At 64.8% G+C, this 17,319-nt stretch carries 12 protein-coding genes; 1 reads left to right on the top strand and 11 read right to left on the bottom strand.

Annotated elements, in window-relative coordinates; genetic code table 11:
• Nucleotides 1–294 precede the first annotated feature (294 nt).
• Nucleotides 295–1,959 carry a Na+/H+ antiporter gene (locus tag H1204_RS00785; RefSeq protein WP_180729405.1) on the top strand — a complete coding sequence of 555 codons (1,665 nt, stop codon included), beginning with the start codon at nt 295–297 and terminating at the stop codon, nt 1,957–1,959.
• A gap of 58 nt (nt 1,960–2,017) precedes the next feature.
• On the opposite strand, the gene H1204_RS00780 is transcribed toward H1204_RS00785, so the two are convergent.
• The 11 genes from H1204_RS00780 to H1204_RS00735 all read right to left on the bottom strand — a co-directional run bounded on the left by H1204_RS00780 (nt 2,018) and on the right by H1204_RS00735 (nt 17,268).
• The gene (locus tag H1204_RS00780; protein ID WP_180729404.1) at nt 2,018–3,325 is read right to left on the bottom strand and encodes a solute carrier family 23 protein; all 1,308 of its coding nucleotides are present in this window, start codon (nt 3,323–3,325) and stop codon (nt 2,018–2,020) included.
• Between the two features lie 188 nt (nt 3,326–3,513).
• Nucleotides 3,514–5,064: a methyl-accepting chemotaxis protein gene (locus H1204_RS00775; RefSeq protein WP_180729403.1), complete on the bottom strand. Its 1,551-nt coding sequence runs from the start codon at nt 5,062–5,064 to the stop codon at nt 3,514–3,516.
• 369 nt (nt 5,065–5,433) lie between these two features.
• Nucleotides 5,434–6,060: a DUF2239 family protein gene (locus tag H1204_RS00770; RefSeq protein ID WP_180729402.1), complete on the bottom strand. Its 627-nt coding sequence runs from the start codon at nt 6,058–6,060 to the stop codon at nt 5,434–5,436.
• A gap of 267 nt (nt 6,061–6,327) precedes the next feature.
• Nucleotides 6,328–11,265, bottom strand: a complete 4,938-nt coding sequence (locus H1204_RS00765) for a response regulator (protein ID WP_180729401.1) — start codon at nt 11,263–11,265, stop codon at nt 6,328–6,330.
• Between the two features lie 131 nt (nt 11,266–11,396).
• Nucleotides 11,397–13,034 (bottom strand): response regulator, encoded by a 1,638-nt coding sequence (locus H1204_RS00760; protein ID WP_180729400.1) that lies wholly within the window; start codon nt 13,032–13,034, stop codon nt 11,397–11,399.
• The gene (locus tag H1204_RS51135) at nt 13,031–13,762 is read right to left on the bottom strand and encodes an ATP-binding protein (protein WP_243468646.1); all 732 of its coding nucleotides are present in this window, start codon (nt 13,760–13,762) and stop codon (nt 13,031–13,033) included. The genes H1204_RS00760 and H1204_RS51135 overlap by 4 nt, the downstream gene beginning before the upstream one ends.
• A 152-nt stretch (nt 13,763–13,914) precedes the next feature.
• Nucleotides 13,915–14,469 carry an ATP-binding protein gene (locus H1204_RS51130; protein ID WP_243468535.1) on the bottom strand — a complete coding sequence of 185 codons (555 nt, stop codon included), beginning with the start codon at nt 14,467–14,469 and terminating at the stop codon, nt 13,915–13,917.
• Nucleotides 14,453–15,610: an ATP-binding protein gene (locus tag H1204_RS00750; protein WP_180729399.1), complete on the bottom strand. Its 1,158-nt coding sequence runs from the start codon at nt 15,608–15,610 to the stop codon at nt 14,453–14,455. Before H1204_RS00750 ends, H1204_RS51130 begins: the two co-directional genes overlap by 17 nt.
• The gene (locus H1204_RS00745; protein ID WP_180729398.1) at nt 15,595–16,020 is read right to left on the bottom strand and encodes an anti-sigma regulatory factor; all 426 of its coding nucleotides are present in this window, start codon (nt 16,018–16,020) and stop codon (nt 15,595–15,597) included. The genes H1204_RS00750 and H1204_RS00745 overlap by 16 nt, the downstream gene beginning before the upstream one ends.
• An 18-nt stretch (nt 16,021–16,038) precedes the next feature.
• Nucleotides 16,039–16,395 carry an STAS domain-containing protein gene (locus H1204_RS00740; protein ID WP_042314434.1) on the bottom strand — a complete coding sequence of 119 codons (357 nt, stop codon included), beginning with the start codon at nt 16,393–16,395 and terminating at the stop codon, nt 16,039–16,041.
• 9 nt (nt 16,396–16,404) lie between these two features.
• Nucleotides 16,405–17,268 (bottom strand): STAS domain-containing protein, encoded by an 864-nt coding sequence (locus H1204_RS00735; protein ID WP_180729397.1) that lies wholly within the window; start codon nt 17,266–17,268, stop codon nt 16,405–16,407.
• Nucleotides 17,269–17,319: the final 51 nt, after the last annotated feature.

Raw genomic sequence — 17,319 nt, 5'->3', positions numbered from 1 at the left:
TATTAAGCAAGCTCCATGCGCACGGTGGCGCACCTACAAACGAAATTTGCATCGAAGGCTGCACCGCGCGAAGCGCACATGCGTCGCACGAGGGCGTGCAATGCACCGTGACGGTGCACTTGCTTTCGGACGACTTGCAGCCTTTGAAGCGCGATGTCATTCGGTCGGGCTACACTTCGGGCTGACCGAGCGCCGCATCGTCTTTCCAGACGCGGCGTTTCATGTCGCGATGGGTCGTCCGAGTGCTGCTCTTCCCGTCGCGCGCCACTGCCTGTTTCCTCACACCCGTTTCCGATGGATATCGTCTTCACCGTTTTGATCCTGCTGCTCGCCGTCGCCGCTTCGGGCGTCGTGGTGCGGCTGGTGCCGCTCAAGCTGCCGCTGCCGCTCGTGCAGATCGCGTTCGGTGCGCTGCTCGCGTGGCCGCGTCTCGGCCTGCACGTGACGTTCGATCCCGAACTCTTCATGATGCTCTTCATTCCGCCGCTGCTGTTCGCGGACGGCTGGCGCATCCCCAAACGCGAGTTCTTCATGCAGCGTCGCGCGATCCTGATGCTCGCGCTCGGTCTCGTGTTCATGACGGTGGTCGCCGTCGGCTACTTCATTCACGCGATGGTGCCGTCGATCTCGCTGCCCATCGCCTTCGCGCTCGCCGCCGTGCTGTCGCCGACGGACGCCGTCGCGCTGTCGGGCATCGCCGGGCGCAACCGCTTGCCCGAGCATCTGATGCATATCCTCGAAGGCGAAGCGTTGATGAACGACGCGTCCGGTCTCGTCGCGCTGAAGTTCGCGATCGCCGCCGCGTTGACGGGCGTGTTCTCGCTGCGCGACGCATCGGTGAGTTTTGTGATCATCGCGCTCGGCGGGCTGGCGACAGGCGCGGCCGTCGCGTGGCTCTTCAGCTATGCATCGACGCACTTTCTCAATCTCACCGAAGAAGGCGACCCTGCGCCCGGCGTCGTGATGACGATGCTGATTCCGTTCGCCGCGTATCTGTTCGCTGAGCACTTCGAGTTTTCTGGCATTCTCGCCGCCGTCGCCGCCGGCATGACGATGAACTACTCGACGTTCACGACCGCGAGCCCCGCGTCGGCGCGCGTGCGGGCGAGCGTCACGTGGACGATGATCGAATTCGTCTTCAATGGCATGGTCTTTATCCTGCTCGGCCTGCAGTTTCCGCACATCATCGGCCGCGCGCTGCTCGACGCGCATGAAGAAGCGAGCGGCTCCGAGTTGCGGCTGATCTTCTATGTCACAGCCGTCGCGGTGGCGCTGTACGCGTTGCGCTTCGTGTGGGTCTGGCTGCTGCGCTGGTTCGCGAGCCGGGGCGCGGCGAAGCAAGGCGTCGCGAATGCAGTGCCCGGCCTGCGCACCGTATCGATGACGACCATCGCGGGCGTGCGTGGCGCCGTGACGCTCGCGGGCGTGTTGTCGCTGCCCGTCGCGTTGTCGAATGGACAGCCGCTGCCTGGACGCGATACCGCGATCTTCATCGCGTCGGGCGTGATTCTCGTGTCGCTGTTCGTCGCCGTGATCGGCTTGCCGCTATTGATGAACGGCGCGCGCCGCCGGCCCGATCCGCATGCCGCCGAGGAACGCATGGCGCGCATTCAGGCGGCGCAGGCGGCGATCCGCGCAATCGACCGCTATCAGGAAACCGCGACCGCCGATCTCGACGAAGCCTCATCCGCACATGCCGCCGATGTGACGGCGCGCGTGATGGACATTTACCGCCGCCGTCTCGCAACGCTCGACGACGACATGGAACCCGCCGAAAGCGCACGTCGCTCGGAGGCATTCGAGTTCCAGATGAAGCTCGCAGCGATGCGCGCCGAACGCGTGACGCTGCTCGACCTGCGCGGCAGTCAGTTGATCAACGACGACACGATGAACAAGCTGATGCGCGAAGTGGATCTGTCGGAGACCGCATTGCTGACGCGCGGAAAAGGAAAGAAGTAAAGAAAACGGGCGCCTCGCAGAACTGCGGGCGCCCGTTGTACTCAAGCAGATGTCTGTATCAGACAGCCGGTTCTTGCGGACCTTTGCGACGCAGCAGCGCGTACAGAATGATCGCGCCGAACGTCGCAGTACCGATGCCGCCGAGCGCAAAGCCGCCGAACTTCAGCGAGAAGTCACCCGCGCCGAGCACCAGCGTCACGGCGGCGACGATCAGATTGCGGTTGTCGGAGAAGTCGACCTTGTTGACGACCCAGATTCGCGCGCCCGTCACCGCAATCAGCCCGAACACGACGATCGACACGCCGCCCAGCACCGGGCCGGGAATGGTCTGGATCACCGCGCCGAACTTCGGCGAGAAACCGAGCACCAGCGCGATCACCGCAGCGATCACGAACACGAGCGTCGAGTAAATCTTCGTAACGGCCATCACGCCGATGTTTTCCGCGTACGTCGTGACGCCCGTGCCGCCCGCGAAGCCGGACACGACCGTCGCGAGACCATCGCCGATGAACGCGCGGCCGATGTAGCCGTCGAGATTCTGTCCCGTCATCGCGCTGACCGCCTTGATGTGGCCGAGGTTCTCGGCAACGAGGATCACCGCGACGGGCGCGAGCAGCGCCATCGCCTGACCGCTGAAGACGGGCGCCGTGAAATGCGGCATGCCGAACCACGCGGCATTCGCGACGATCGAAAAGTCGATCGGCTTGCCCATGCCCATGCCGTTCGTGACGATCGCGTAGATCACGTAAGCGATCAGCAAGCCGACGAGAATCAGCAGACGCTGCAACATGCCGCGCGTGAACACCGCCACGGCGCCGACGCACAGCACGGTGACGAGCGCCATGTAGGAATCGAACGCGCTGCCGCTCACGCCCTTGACGGCGATCGGCGCGAGATTCAGGCCGATCACCGCGACGATCGAGCCCGTCACGACGGGCGGCATCAGCGTCTCGATCCACGCAGTGCCGACAGCCGACACGATCAATCCGATGATGACGTACACCACCCCGCACGCGATGATCCCGCCAAGCGCGACGGGTATGTTCAGGTTCGGGCCGTGACCGGTGTAGCCGGTGATCGCGATCACCAGACCGATGAACGCGAAGCTCGAACCGAGATAGCTCGGCACGCGCCCACCGACCAGCACGAAGAACAGCAACGTGCCGATCCCCGACATGAAGATGCAAAGATTGGGATCGAAGCCCATCAGGAGCGGCGCGAGCACCGTCGAACCGAACATCGCGACGACGTGCTGGATGCCCATCGCCAGCATTTGCGGCCCGGGCAGACGCTCGTCTGTATTGACGACGCGCCCTTCGACGCCTCTCGACTGGACACGCCAGCGCGGAAAATAGGAATCGGCCATCGCGGGGGTTCTCCTCTATTGGCGTAGATCTTGTATGGAAGCGCCGCCTTTTTGCGTGATGTCGCAGCGCGGTCCAGGATGGGATTCTTGAACTACGCGCGAGTGTACGGAGAGCGCCTGGCGCTGACAAGCCGCGTGAAATGCGTACGCGCGGCGGTGTTGCGTCCCGATGTTGCGTCCATGCCGTATCAAAGCGAAAACACGGAAACGGCTGTCTTCAGATGCCTTGCCTGGTCGGCCATCGCGCCCGCCGCAGCCGCCGCCTGCTCGACGAGCGCCGCGTTCTGCTGCGTGACCTCGTCCATCTGCGCGACCGCGCGGTTCACCTGCTCGATGCCCGTGCTCTGTTCGCCCGATGCCGCCGAAATCTCGCCCATGATGTCCGTCATCCGCTGCACGGCCTGCGTGACTTCCGTCATGGTCCGGCCCGCGCGCTCGGCGAGCACGGCGCCGCTGTCCACACGCGACGTCGAGCTTTCGATCAGTTCCTTGATCTCTTTCGCCGATACCGCGCTGCGTTGCGCGAGCGCGCGCACTTCGCCCGCGACGACCGCGAAGCCGCGCCCCTGTTCGCCTGCGCGCGCCGCTTCGACGGCGGCGTTCAGCGCAAGAATATTCGTCTGGAACGCGATGCTCTCGATCACGCCAATGATGTCCGTCATCCGTTTCGAGCCGGCTGCGAGCTCGCGTATCGTCTCGACCACATCGCCGACCAGGCCGCTGCCGCGCACGGCGACTTCCGACGCGCCGGCCGCGACGCCGCCCGCCTGCTGGGCGTTGTCGGCGTTCTGGCGGACGGTCGCCGTCAGTTGCTCCATGCTCGACGCCGTTTCTTCCAACGACGCGGCCTGCTCCTCGGTACGTTGCGACAGATCGGTATTACCCTGCGCGATTTCGCCCGAAGCAAGCAGGATCGATTCGCTCGACTCGCGAATCTTGCCGACGATCGCGGCCAGTTGCTCGCGCATGTTGGCGAGCGCGTAGAGCAGGCTCGCGGTGTCGCCGGGTTTCGTGTCGACGCGCACACCCAGATCGCCCGCCGCAATCCGGCTCGCGATCTGCGCCGCGTAATCAGGCTCGCCGCCAAGCTGGCGCGTCAGACGTCGCGCGATCAGCCACGCGAACCCCGCGCCCACCAGCATCGACGCCAGCACCAGCAGCGACAGCACCACGCGCATGCTCGCGTATTCCGCGCTCGCCTTGTGCTGCGCGGCGTTCGCCTGCTGGCGGCGGTAGTCGATCAGCGCGACGATCTTGTCACGCAGCGCCTCACTCGCGGCGATCGCGCGCCGTACCAGTTCGGCGTTATCGATGCCTTGCGGTATCGGCTGCAGTCCGATCTGCTGATGCACGATCGCTTCCCACGTCTCGGTCTTGCGCAGCACGTCGTCGTACTGCGATTGCCCGCCGTCGCCCGCAATCGTCTCGCGATAACGCCCGTACGCGTCGTGCATGTGCTTCAGCGACGCGACGATGTCGTCCTTCAACTTCTGACGCGCGGCGTCGTCGGGCGCGTAGCCGAGGTTGGCGGCGTCGAGATCGGTGTCGATCTTGTAGCGGTTCGCCTCTTCCATCCAGTAGAGACCGTCCATATGGCGGCTCGATATTTCTTCCGTGATGCCGTGCATCGACGCCAGCGCCGACAATCCCGCCACGCCAACCGCCACACCAAAACCGATCACGGTCGCAAACGCGATCAACAGCTTCTTCCAGACAGTCATGCGGTCAAACCACTTCATCGTGAGATCCTCGACAGTTCATCAGCCGTGCTTTGACGGATTGAGTCGCAGGCAACGCGGGCCGGCGGGCTGCAATGCTTTTACGGCGCCCGTTATGCGGACTTGATGAACGGATGCACGGCATAAGAAAGCCGGCATGAGGGTTTGCGCGAAGTGGTTTGCGCGCTATCGGACGGAGCCGAGTTGTTGAGCCACGCTTTGGGAGTTATCTGATATCGGAACGCATGCCCCGTTCCCTACACTGCACAGGCTGCGTGACCCCGATTGAGTAGCGCAAGCGATGTTGTAACTCTCCGACTTTCCGCTCATGCTCCCCGGCATGAGCGGTTTTTTTTCGCCTGCTGCTTTTCGGCCTTTCGCGCTCAGGCTTCAAGGATTCCCCGAAACATCAACATCGAGCGCGCGTTTCGCCAACGCACGCGTGTGATCGCGCACGTCGACGGGCCATGCGGCTGTCATGGCATCGAAGCGGGCGGCGTCGTTCGCATACAGCGCGCGCGTCGCTTCTTCGTAACCGGCGAGATCGCCCGCCATCGCCGTCATGAACCGATACGCCGCTTCCTGCGCCTGACGCATGCGGTCCTTGCCTTCGCTCGCGCTCCGCGCCGCGTCGACCAGCTTGCGCAGCGCAACCGATGCGCCGCCCGGCTGCCCGTTCAGCCATTCCCAATGCCTCGGCAGCAGCGTGACCTCACGCGCGACGACACCGAGCTTCGGCCGGCCGCGACCGCGCGAGGCCGCAGGTTCGTCGCTCGCCGGTTCGGTTTGGCGCGCTTCATCGTGCTGCTGATCGGCGAGCCTTGCAAGCACGTCGCTTGCGGAACCTCGCAGGTCGAGTTCGATGGGACGGCTGGTCTGGTCGTCGAAGATCAGCACGGAAGCGCCGCCGTCGCGCTCCGTCGCAGCCTTGACCGCCAGCGCAACGTCCTTCAACGCGCCCGACGCGAGTCGTCGAACGCCTTCGAAGGCCGTGCAGGTTATTGCGTGAGTTGTCATGTCGAGCCTCGCATCGTGTGGAATCGATGCTCGCATTTTATCCGGGTATAAATATAAAACGCAATATCATCCGGATAAAAATACAACGCCCGTTGCCAGCCGACATGTCTACATCGCATTGCCGCTATGCTGAATTGAGGCCGCGAGAACGAAGAATGCCGACGCTCGGCCCGTTCACCTGCAAGACGCCTTGACCATGAAGCGCGCGCTATGGCTCGTTCTTCTCGCGAGGAGCTGCTGCCACCGCTGCCCGATCGCGACGATCACCTACTGAGCCGGACGCGGCGAAGCATCTTCGATGCACGCGCGCAATGCCTTGACGAGATCGAGCGGATCGTACGGCTTGCGCAATTGCGAGGCGCCCTGCAATTGCGTCTGCTGCTGCGGCGACAGCGCCGCGTCCGAGCCCGTCACGAAAATCACGCGCATACCAGGCTGGCGCGCGGCGGCACCGATTGCCAGATCGACGCCCGACGCACCCGCCAGTCCGATGTCCGTCAACAGCACGTCGAAGTCGCGCTCGCCCAGCATCTGCGACGCTTGCGTCGCGCTCTCCGCTTCGGCGACCTCGAGCCCGAAGGTGCGCAACAACTCCGCCGTGCTGACGCGAACCAGTTCGTCATCTTCGACGAACAGAATGCGCAGATCACGGATCGCGTCGAAGGTCTCGTTGTTGTGCCGATCGACGTACCTGACGGTTTGCGAGTCCTCCGCCTGCAGCGTGACGGCGTCTTCCGGCCGCGCGTACTGCACGCGCAGCGCATGCTGGATCTTGCGCGCGAGCGCTTCCTGCGAATACGGCTTGCTCAATAGCTCGACGCCCTCGTCCAGCCGCCCCCCATGCACGATTGCATTGTCCGTGTAGCCCGACGTGAACAGCACCGCGATGCCCGGCTGCCGCTCGCGTGCCTTGCGCGCCAGTTCCGTGCTGCGCAGCGGCCCTGGCATCACGACGTCCGTAAATAGCAGATGGATCGGCACGCCGCTTTCGACGATCGCCAGCGCGCTTTGCGCATCCTTCGCCTTCAGCACGCGATAGCCGAGCGACGCCAGCATCTCGACGACTGTGGTGCGTACGTCTTCATCATCCTCGACGACGAGAATCGTTTCCGCGCCGCCTTTGGCCGGCCCCGCATCGACATCCGTTTCAAGATCCTCTTCCTCGCGCACGCGCGGCAGATACAGGCGCATCGTCGTGCCGTGCCCCATCTCGCTGTAGATCTTCACATGGCCGCCCGACTGCTTGACGAAGCCATACACCATGCTCAGGCCAAGGCCCGTGCCCTGCCCTTCGGGCTTGGTCGTGAAGAACGGCTCGAACACATGCTCCTGCACATCGGCCGACATGCCCGAGCCCGTATCGGTGACGGCGACCATCACGTACTGGCCTGGTGTGACGTCGGCGTGGCGCTTCGCGTACGCATCGTCGAGCGATGCATTGCCCGCTTCGATGGTCAGCTTGCCATGGCCGTCCATCGCATCGCGCGAGTTGATCGCGAGATTGAGCAGCGCGTTCTCCACCTGGAACGGATCGACGAGCGTATTCCACAATCCGCCCGACACGATCGTCTCGATCTCGATGCCGTCGCCGAGCGCGCGACGCAGCATGTCGTCGAGACCGCGCACGAAACGCCCGAGGTTCACCACCTTCGGCGCGAGCGGCTGACGGCGGCCAAACGCGAGCAGTTGCGATGCGAGCTTCGCGCCGCGCGCGACGCCTCCGAGCGCATTGCGTACGCGCTGCGCGGGCCGGTCCTGGCCAACGACGTCGTCGGCTAGCAGTTGCAGATTGCCGCCGATCACCTGCAGCAGATTGTTGAAGTCATGCGCGACGCCGCCCGTCAGCTTGCCGATGGCTTCCATCTTCTGCGCGACGCGCAACGCTTCTTCCGCGTGGCGCAGCGCTTCCTGCGTTTCGCGGTCGCTCGTCACGTCGCGGCCGACGCCGTGAATGCGCTTCGTGTCGGGATCGAGCGAAAGCGTCCACGCGATCCAGCGCCAACTGCCGTCGATATGCCTCAGCCGGTTCTCGAAGCGCATCGGCGCACCTGCGCGGCGCAGTTCTTCGAGATGCGCCTTGACCATCGAATGGTCGTCGGTATGAATCAACGAGAAGTACGACTGCAACGCGAGCCAGTGCGCGTCGTGACCGAGCAAGCGTGTCCACGAAGGACTGATGCGCTGCAACTCGCCATTGAAACCCGCGACCACCAGCAGGTCTTCACTGAAGTCCCATAGACGGTCGCGATCCGCAACGGCTTCGATCACGCGCGCTTCGAGCGTTTCGTTCAGCTCGCGCAGCGCTTCTTCGGCCTTGGTTCGCTCGGCGATTTCACGCTGCGCGGCCTGGTAGAGCCGGGCGTTGTCGATGGCCGTCGCGGCCTGCGCGGCGATGCCTTCGACAAGGCGCTCCGCGCGGGCAGTGAACACACCCGGCGTCGGATGCCCAAAGAAGAGTCCGCCGAGCACTTCACCTGTACGCGACACGACGGGCGCGGCGAGATAGCTGCGCACCTTCAGATGGCCTTCGGGCATGCCGCGATGCGGCGGGTTGCGGCCGTAGCGCGGGTCTTTCGTGATGTCGTCGGAGCGCACGATGCCGTGGCCCATGAATGTCGGCGCGAACACGGGTGTGTTGCGCGGCATCGGAAACTTCGCGAAGGTGTCTTTCGGTACGCCCGACAGCGTGTACAGCATGTAGCTGCCGCCCATGTCGTCCTGCACGTTGTAGAAGAACGAGCCGAATGCGGCGCCTGTCAGTTCCGTCGCGGCATCGACGACGACCTGCACCGCGCGGTTCAGGTCGAGTTCCGCCGCGACTGCGGTGCCGACGCGGTTGAGGATTTCGAGCGTGCGCGATTCCTCGCGTAGACGGTTGCCCGTCTCTCGCCGCAAGCGCGCGAGTTGCAGATTGCCTGCGACGCGCGCAAGCAGTTCGCGCGCTGCAAACGGCTTGATCAGATAGTCGTCCGCGCCCGATTCGAGGCCGCCCACTTTCGCCTCTTCGCCCGCGCGCGCCGACAGCAGCAGCACGGGCGTCTCGCGCAGCTCGGCGTCGTCGCGTAACGCGTGCAACAAGCCAAAGCCGTCGAGCTTCGGCATCATCACGTCGGACACGATCAGATCGGGCTGCAGGTTGCGCGCGGTGGCGAGCGCTTCCTCACCGTCGCCGGCGACATGCACGTCATGTCCCGCCGCCGACAGAATGCGCCGCATGTAGTCGCGCAGATCGGCGTTGTCGTCGACGACGAGCAGCTTGCCCGTCGCTACGCCCTTCATCTTGGTGGATGGCTCATCGCCGGCGCCGCGCAGCATGCTCAGGTCGTCGGCACTCGCGGCCGCGTACGCATCGGGTAGCCAGCGCAGCGCAGCGTCGGCGTAGCTATGCGCGTTTGCGCTCGTTGTTGCGCGCGCGCCGTCGCTCGACGCAGGGTCCATCGATACCGTAGCCGGCAGCACGACCGTAAACCGGGTGCCGACGCCAAGCTCGCTCTCGACATGAATCGCGCCGTCATGCAGTCGCACCAACTCGCTGACGAGCGCAAGCCCGATACCGCTGCCTTCGACCGACCGCCCCACCGCGCCTTCGACGCGATGGAAACGTTCAAACAGGCGCGGAATCTCATGCGCGGGGATGCCGATGCCCGAATCGGCGACGCTCATTTCGATGCTGCCGCCCTGCGTCATTTTCAGACTCACAGCGATGTTTCCCGTGAGCGTGAACTTGAACGCATTCGACAACAGGTTCAGCACGACTTTTTCCCACATCTCGCGATCAATCGACACGGGATGCGGCAACGGTTCGCAATCAACTTCGAGCGTCATGCCCGCCGACTCGACCGCCGAGCGGAACAGCGACGCGAGATCTGCGGTGAACATCGCGAGATCGGTAGGCTGCGGATGAGTTTCGATGCGCCCTGCCTCGATGCGCGAGAAGTCGAGCAGCGCATTCACGAGCTTAAGCAGCCGCAAGCCATTGCGATGCGTGACTTCGAGCAGCGGCCGGTCAGCCGTGTTGACCGCATCGGGTTTCGCGAGCAGCTCTTCGAGCGGGCCCAGCATCAGCGTGAGCGGCGTGCGGAACTCGTGACTGATGTTCGAGAAGAACATCGTTTTCGCGCGATCGATTTCCGCGAGCGCTTCCGCGCGCCGCCGCTCCTCTTCGTAGGCGTCCGCGTAGCCGAGCGCCGCGCCCATCTGCCGCGCGACCAGCGTGAGAAACGAGCGGTAGTTGTCGTCGACGAGCCGGTACGGATTCAGCCCGACGACCAGCACGCCGCCGCGCCCCGCTTCGCCCGATGGCTGTACAGGCAACACGGCCGCCTGCGCGCTCGGCCGTTGCCATGCGCCCGAAGGCAACGGCGCGTCAAACCGCTCCGTGAGATCCGACACGATGGCGAGACGCTGGCTGCGCAGCACTTCTGCGAACGGCCACAAGGGGCTGGGCGCGGCATCGATAGATTGCGGCGCGGCGGGATGTCCTGCGCCGATACCGCATGCGCCCGCCAGCGACGCCGAAGCGCCGCCCGGCTCGGTCTGATAGAACAGCGCGAAGGTGACATCGTAAGGATCGCTTTCGAGCGCGCGCACGCTGCGCTCGCAGACGTCGCGCCACGACAGCGCGTCGCGCGTCGCCGCGCCGATTTCGCGCAACAGGCGTAACTGGCGTTCGCCGAGCACGCGCACGGTGTCGTCGCTGTTCGCGCAGATGATGCCGCCCGTGCCGCCGTGATCGTCGGGAATCGGGCTATAGGAAAACGTGTAGTACGTCTCTTCCGGGTAGCCGTTGCGCTCCATGATCAGGAGCTTCTGTTCCGTGAACGTGCCTTCGATACCCGTGAGCGCCGTCTGCAGCAGCGGCTGGATCTCGCTCCAGATTTCGCGCCACACCACCGACGTCGGCTGTCCGAGCGCAATGGGATGCTTGCCGCCGATGATCGACTTGTACGGATCGTTGTAGAAGTAGATCAGGTCCGGCCCCCAGCCGATCCAGATCGGCTGGCGCGACGTGAGCATGATGCGGATCGCCGTCTTCAGGCTTTGTGGCCAGTCGTCGGGCGCGCCGAGCGGCGTCGCGCGCCAGTCGTAGGCGCGTATCAGACCGCCCATCTCGCCGCCGCCCGCGAGGAAGCTGGGAGACGCGCTGCCTGCGAGCGCCGCGTCCGCCTCAGTGGACGCGCCCGCCATCGTGTTGTCCGGTTTCATCGACGCAACCTCGAATGTCCCGCCGTATCGCCCTTGTGCGTGTCGCCTCTGCGGTCACGCACGGTGCGCCGCTGCTATGTTCGCCGCTTTCGCGTGCTACCTTGCTTCATCACCTTCCGTTCGATTCGCCTTCACCCCGTCGCGTCCGACTGCACGGGTGTGCCCGGATTGCGCGGCATACCGCTCGCGCCGTCCGCCGCGATCACGCGCTCGATGTCGTCGAGCGATGCGGGCTTCACCAGGTGATGATCGAAGCCCGCATCGCGCGTGCGCTGCCGGTCGCTGTCCTGACCATAGCCCGTGAGCGCGATCAGCAATGCGCCCGCAGTGGCCGGCTCGGCGCGCAACGCGCGCGCGACCTGATAGCCGTCGATGCCCGGCAAGCCGATATCGAGCAGCACCACTTCCGGCTTGAATTCGCCTGCCGTCGAGATCGCCGCCGCGCCGTCGTACATCACACGAACATCGTGGCCGAGCATTTCGAGCAGGATCGACATCGATTCGGCGCCGTCGACGCTGTCGTCGACCACCATCACGCGGCGCTTCGCGTCGGGCGCGCTTTGGGTGTCGCCGACGGGATTGGCGGCGACGGGTGCCGGGTTAGTCGCGGCGGCGTCGCCGCCGGACGTCACCGCCGCGGACTCTACCGGACACGGTGACGCTACGTTTTGTGACGCCGCTATCGGCAATGTCACGACGAATTCCGAGCCCATTCCAAGCCCCGCAGAAAATGCCTCGATAGTGCCGCCATGCAGTTCGGTGAGCGTCTTCGCGAGCGAAAGCCCGATGCCCAGTCCGCCCTCCGAGCGTGCAAGCGAATCTTCCGATTGCATGAAAAGATTGAACACGTCGGCCAGTTCGTTCGGCGGAATGCCGATGCCGTTGTCGCGCACGCGGATCGTCATGATGTCTTCGGCCGCGCTGGCATGGAGTTCGATCACGCCGCCTTCCGGCGTGTACTTCGCCGCATTCGACAGAAGATTGCTGATCACCTGCGCGACGCGGATCGGGTCGCCGTAGATCATGCACGACTCGTCGGGCACGTTGACGTGCAACGTGTGCTGCTTCTTCTGAATGGACGGCTGGTTCGCTTCGACAGCCGTCGCGACAGCGGCGGCGATATCGACGCATTCGATCTGCAGCGCGATCTTGCCGTGCGTGATGCGCGACACGTCGAGCAGATCGTCGACGAGCCTGCTCAGATGCTCGACCTGACGGCGCGCGATCATGCGCGCGTCGCGCACGGTGTCGTCGTTCGCGTGATGGCGCGGGTCCATCAGCTCGACGGCATTGCGGATCGGCGCGAGCGGATTGCGCAGTTCGTGCGCGAGAGTCGCGAGGAACTGGTCCTTGCGGCGGTCGGCGTCGCGCAGTGCCTCTTCCGCGCGATGCAGCCGCAATAGCGCGCGCACGTTGGCGGCGAGTTCGGCCGGCTCGATCGGCTCGGTCAGATAGCTGTCCGCGCCGCCGTCGAGCGCGCGGACCTTGTCGAACGATTGCACGGCGGCCGCCGACGTCTGCAGGATCAGCGTCGAGCGCGTGCGCGGATCGCGCTTGAGAATCGAGCAGACCTCGATGCCGCTGATGTCGGGCAGCTTCACGTCGAGCAGCACGAGCGCCGGGCTGTGCGCGCGCACCTGATCGAGCGCGCCCTGGCCCGTCGCCGCCTCGATCACCTCGAAACCGGCATGCACGAGCACGCGCGTTTTCGCGTAACGCGCGCCGTCGTTGTCGTCGACGTTGAGGATCAGCGGAGCGGCAACCGTCATGAGGCGCCTCCGTGCGCGATGGCCGGACCGCCGGCTGCGTCGTCCGCGCCCGGTCCGGTTACCGCTTCAATCGTGAGCGGCAGCGTCGCGTAGAAGGTCGAGCCGACACCCGGCTTGCTGTCGACGCCCGCATAGCCGCCGAGCAGCGCAGCGAGCTTGCGGCACAACGGCAAGCCGAGACCTGTTCCCTTGACCCGCTGCTGCAGATGGTTCTGCACCTGGCCAAACTCTTCAAAAATCACTTGCTGGTGCTCCTCGGCGATGCCAATTCCCGTATCGGCCACGAAAAACGTGACGTGCTCGCCATCCGGCTCCAGCCGCGCACCAACGCGTATCTCCCCGCGCTCGGTAAATTTGAGCGCGTTGGAGACAAAGTTACGCAGTATCTGCGTGAGCTTCGCTTCGTCGGTGAAGATGGGTGGCAAACCGTACGCGTCCTCGAAGATCAGCTTCACCGACGGATCAGTCTGCAGCGGCGTCAGCATCGGGCGCAACGCAGCAAAGAGCTCGGTGGCCTTGAACCACACGGGCGTCACCTCGGTACGGCCCGCTTCGATCTTGGCGAGATCGAGCAGATCGTTGACGATTTCGGTTAGATCCTCGGCCGATTTGCGGATAAGTAGCACCTGGCGTTCCTGCTCGGCGGAAAGATCGCCGTCGAGCCGGTTCACCAGCAGATTCGACAGCGCCCGGATCGAGCTGAGCGGCGTACGCAGTTCGTGGCTCATGTTCGAGAGGAAGCGCGACTTCATCGTGTCGGCGCGGCGCAGTTCGTCCGCGCGTTCGTCCAGCTCCGCGTATAGCGCGACCACGCCGCGATTGGTGGCTTCGAGTTCCAGCGTGAGGCGCGTCAACTCGTCCTGACGGTCGCGCAGTTCCGTCAGCGTGGAGAGGAGTTCGCGGTTCTGTTCGAGCACTTCGTCGAACGAGCGGCGTGCCGCGTCTTCGGCGCTCGTCGCGCCGCCCGGGCGTCTGCCCAGCGCGTTTTGCTGGACGAGGCTGCGCATGATCGCGTCGATGCCCGTCGCTGCCATTTCGGGGCGGTCCGGGGCAGGAAGCGCGCCATCGCCACAGCCGTGCCGCGCTCCGCCGACGATTCGATGTCGCACCGGTCCATCAGCCGGCGGCTGCCGGCAATGCCGCGGCCCATGCCCGTCGATGACCGGTAGGTGCCGTCGAGCACCGATTCGAGGTCGCGGATGCCGGGCCCCTGGTCACGCACGTCGATGAGCAGCGCTTGCGGCTTCGACGCGCCGTCGAACGCGAACGTCACCTCGCCGCCAAACGCGTATTCGAATGCATTGCGCGCGATCTCCGAGACCGCGCTCGCGATGCGCGTCTGGTCGAGCGTGGAGAAGCCGAAGCCCGCGGCGATCGCGCGGGCCTTGCGGCGCGCGGCGACGACGTCTTCCTCAGCCTCAAGCCGGATGCGCAATATGGGGGTCGTCATTCCTGAAATGTACTCCCTGGTCTGCCTTGACAACCACCACAGTGGCGTCGTCGCGGCGGCGCGAGAAATCGCGGTACAGGACGGCGGCGATCATCACGGCCGGCTGCAGATGCAAGCCCGGATACGCGGCCAGATCCCAACGCGTGCCGATGCCGTCCGAATGCAGGATGAGCAGTGCGTCGCGCGTCCACGGCACTTCGAACTCCTGCGAGTCGCGCATCGTATGACCGACGATGCCGTTGCGCGACGTGAGCTGCCACGTGTTGCGCGCGCTCTCCGATGACGTGCTCGCGTTGTGGCTCGCGCCGCCGCCGATCAGTGCCGGCTTGCCGGTATTGAAGATCGACGCCGCGATGTTGCCCGTGCCCGTAAAGACGAGTTGCGAGCGCGCGAGATCGAGCCGCGCGATGGCGACGGCGGCGCCACGCGTTGGGCGCAGCGCGGCGTGCGCGAGTTCCATCAGTGCGGCGGGCGAACGGCCCGCGCGCCGCCGCGCGACCTCGACGGCGCCCGCTGCCGCGACATGCGCGTCCGGGCCGTGGCCGAGACCATCGGCGAGTGTGATGGTCAGGCCGTCCTGATCCGCTTCGATGCCCCACGCGTCGCCGCAAACGGATTCGCCCGGATACGGCACGCATACGCCGCCGATGTCGGTGCCCGCCGCCGCGCGTCCCGCGCGCTCGTGCGCGCCGCGGCTGCGCACCACGACGCGCAGCACGGTGCCGAGATTCGGCTGCGAATACACCGACAGCTCTTCCGACAAACGCCGGATCGCGCCGAGACCCGTGCCCGGCGAACCCGCCGTCGAGCTGCCGTCGCGGAACGCGAGCTGCACGTCCTGCATGCCTGAGCCTTTGTCGATTGCGATGATCTCGACGCCGTCGGCGAGCGTGCCCGACGTATTCGAAGGCAGGACGCGCACGAGCAGTTCGCCGTGCTGCGCATGTTTGAGAATGTTGGTCGCCGCCTCCGTCACGATCAGCGCGACGCGGCCCAGGTCCGTTTCGTTCAGCGCACCCTTTTGCGCTGCGTCATTGGCGCCGCGCCGCGCGAACGCGACGCTGCTCGCGTCGGCGATTTCGAACGACGCGTGCATGGCGCGCAGACCGCTCAGCGAAGTTTCCATTTTGTGATCGACACTGTCGTGCCTTTCCCTGGTTCCGACTGGATTTCGAACTCGTCGCACAGACGCCGCGCGCCGCCGAGCCCGAGGCCAAGCCCCGAGCCGCTCGTGAAGCCGTCCTGCATTGCGCGTTCGATATCCGGAATGCCCGTGCCCTGGTCGACGAACGTCAGCTTCAGGCCCTTGCGCGTACCGTTGAGCAGCACGCTCAACGTCGCGTCGCCACCTCCACCGTACAGAAGCGTGTTGCGTGCCAGTTCGCTCGCGGCCGTGACGAACTTCGTCTGATCGACGAGTGAGAAACCTTGTGCAATGGCTTCGTCGCGCACGACCTGGCGAAGCTTGACGATCTCCTGATCCGAGCGCAGACCGACTTCGACAGTCGATGTCACCACTACGCCGAATGAGTTCATGTGTGAGCGCCCCAATAATCAGCGCTGTCGCTGCTTGAGCAGCGCCATGCCTCGTTCGACGTTGAGCGCCGTGCGCACACCCGTCAACGTGAGTCCCAGTTCGACCAGCGTGATCGCGACGGACGGCTGCATGCCGACCACGACCGTCTGCGCATCGAGCACCGTCGCCATGGCGGCCGTGTTGCTGATCATCCGGCCGATGAACGAGTCGACGATATCGAGCGCGGAAATGTCGATCAGCACGCCCTTCGCCTTGTCCTTCACGATGCGCGCGGTCAGGTCGTCCTGAAGCGTGATGGCGAGGCGGTCGTGCATGTCCACCTGAATCGCGACGATCAGGCAATCGCCCAACCGCAGGATGGGAATGCGATCCATGGCGTCACCTTAACCGGCGGCGCGCGTCGGAATGCTCGACCCGCTCTTTTGCAGCGCGATGATGAACGCATCTGCCAGCGTGGACTTCGTGATCACGTTGGTCAGGTCGACGCCGAGATGCACGATGGTCTGCGCAATCTGCGGACGAATGCCGCTGATGATGCAATCCGCGCCCATCAGTCGCGCGGCTGCGACGGTCTTCAGCAGATGTTGCGCGACGAGGGTGTCGACGGTGGGAACGCCTGTGATGTCGATGATCGAAATGGCTGCGCCTGTTTCGACGATTTTCTCCAGCAGGCTTTCCATCACGACTTGCGTGCGCGCCGAATCGAGCGTGCCGATCAGCGGCAATGCGAGGATGCCGTCCCATAGCTGCACGACGGGCGTCGACAGTTCGAGCAGTTCTTCCTGCTGACGCGCAATGATCGCTTCGCGGCTGCGCTGGAACACTTCCGTCGTGTAGAGGCCGAGAGAGTCGAGCATCAGGTTCACTGTCCAGCTCATGTCTGCGAGTTCTTGCGGCTGGCTGGCGAACTCCTCACGCAGGCGTGCATAGAGCGGCTGCTTCAGCGAGAACACGAAGGTCGCAGTTTCGACAGGCGTGAAGCCTTGGCGCGCACGATGCGCGGACATGTCAGCGAGGAACGCGCGCACGGGTTCCCATTCGGGACGGCTCGCGTCCAGCGTATCGGCTTTGGCGAGTGTGTCGGAGAAGATGTTAAGGAAATTGCGGAACTGGTCGCTCATTTCCGCTTCTGTGGCGAGCCCGCGCCGCAGCGAGATCGATAGATGCTGGTTCAACCATTCTGTGAGCAGCGTGTCGCGATGACGCGTCAGCACCTCGACGAGGGCCGCGCTTTTAGAAGCGGTCATAAGGTCTCCGGGGGAGTGCAGGTAAATATTGCCCAATTGTTTGCGTGCAAA

The organism is Paraburkholderia sp. PGU19 (assembly GCF_013426915.1).
In the GTDB taxonomy this organism is placed as follows: domain Bacteria; phylum Pseudomonadota; class Gammaproteobacteria; order Burkholderiales; family Burkholderiaceae; genus Paraburkholderia.
This window is presented reverse-complemented; position numbering and strand designations above follow the sequence as displayed.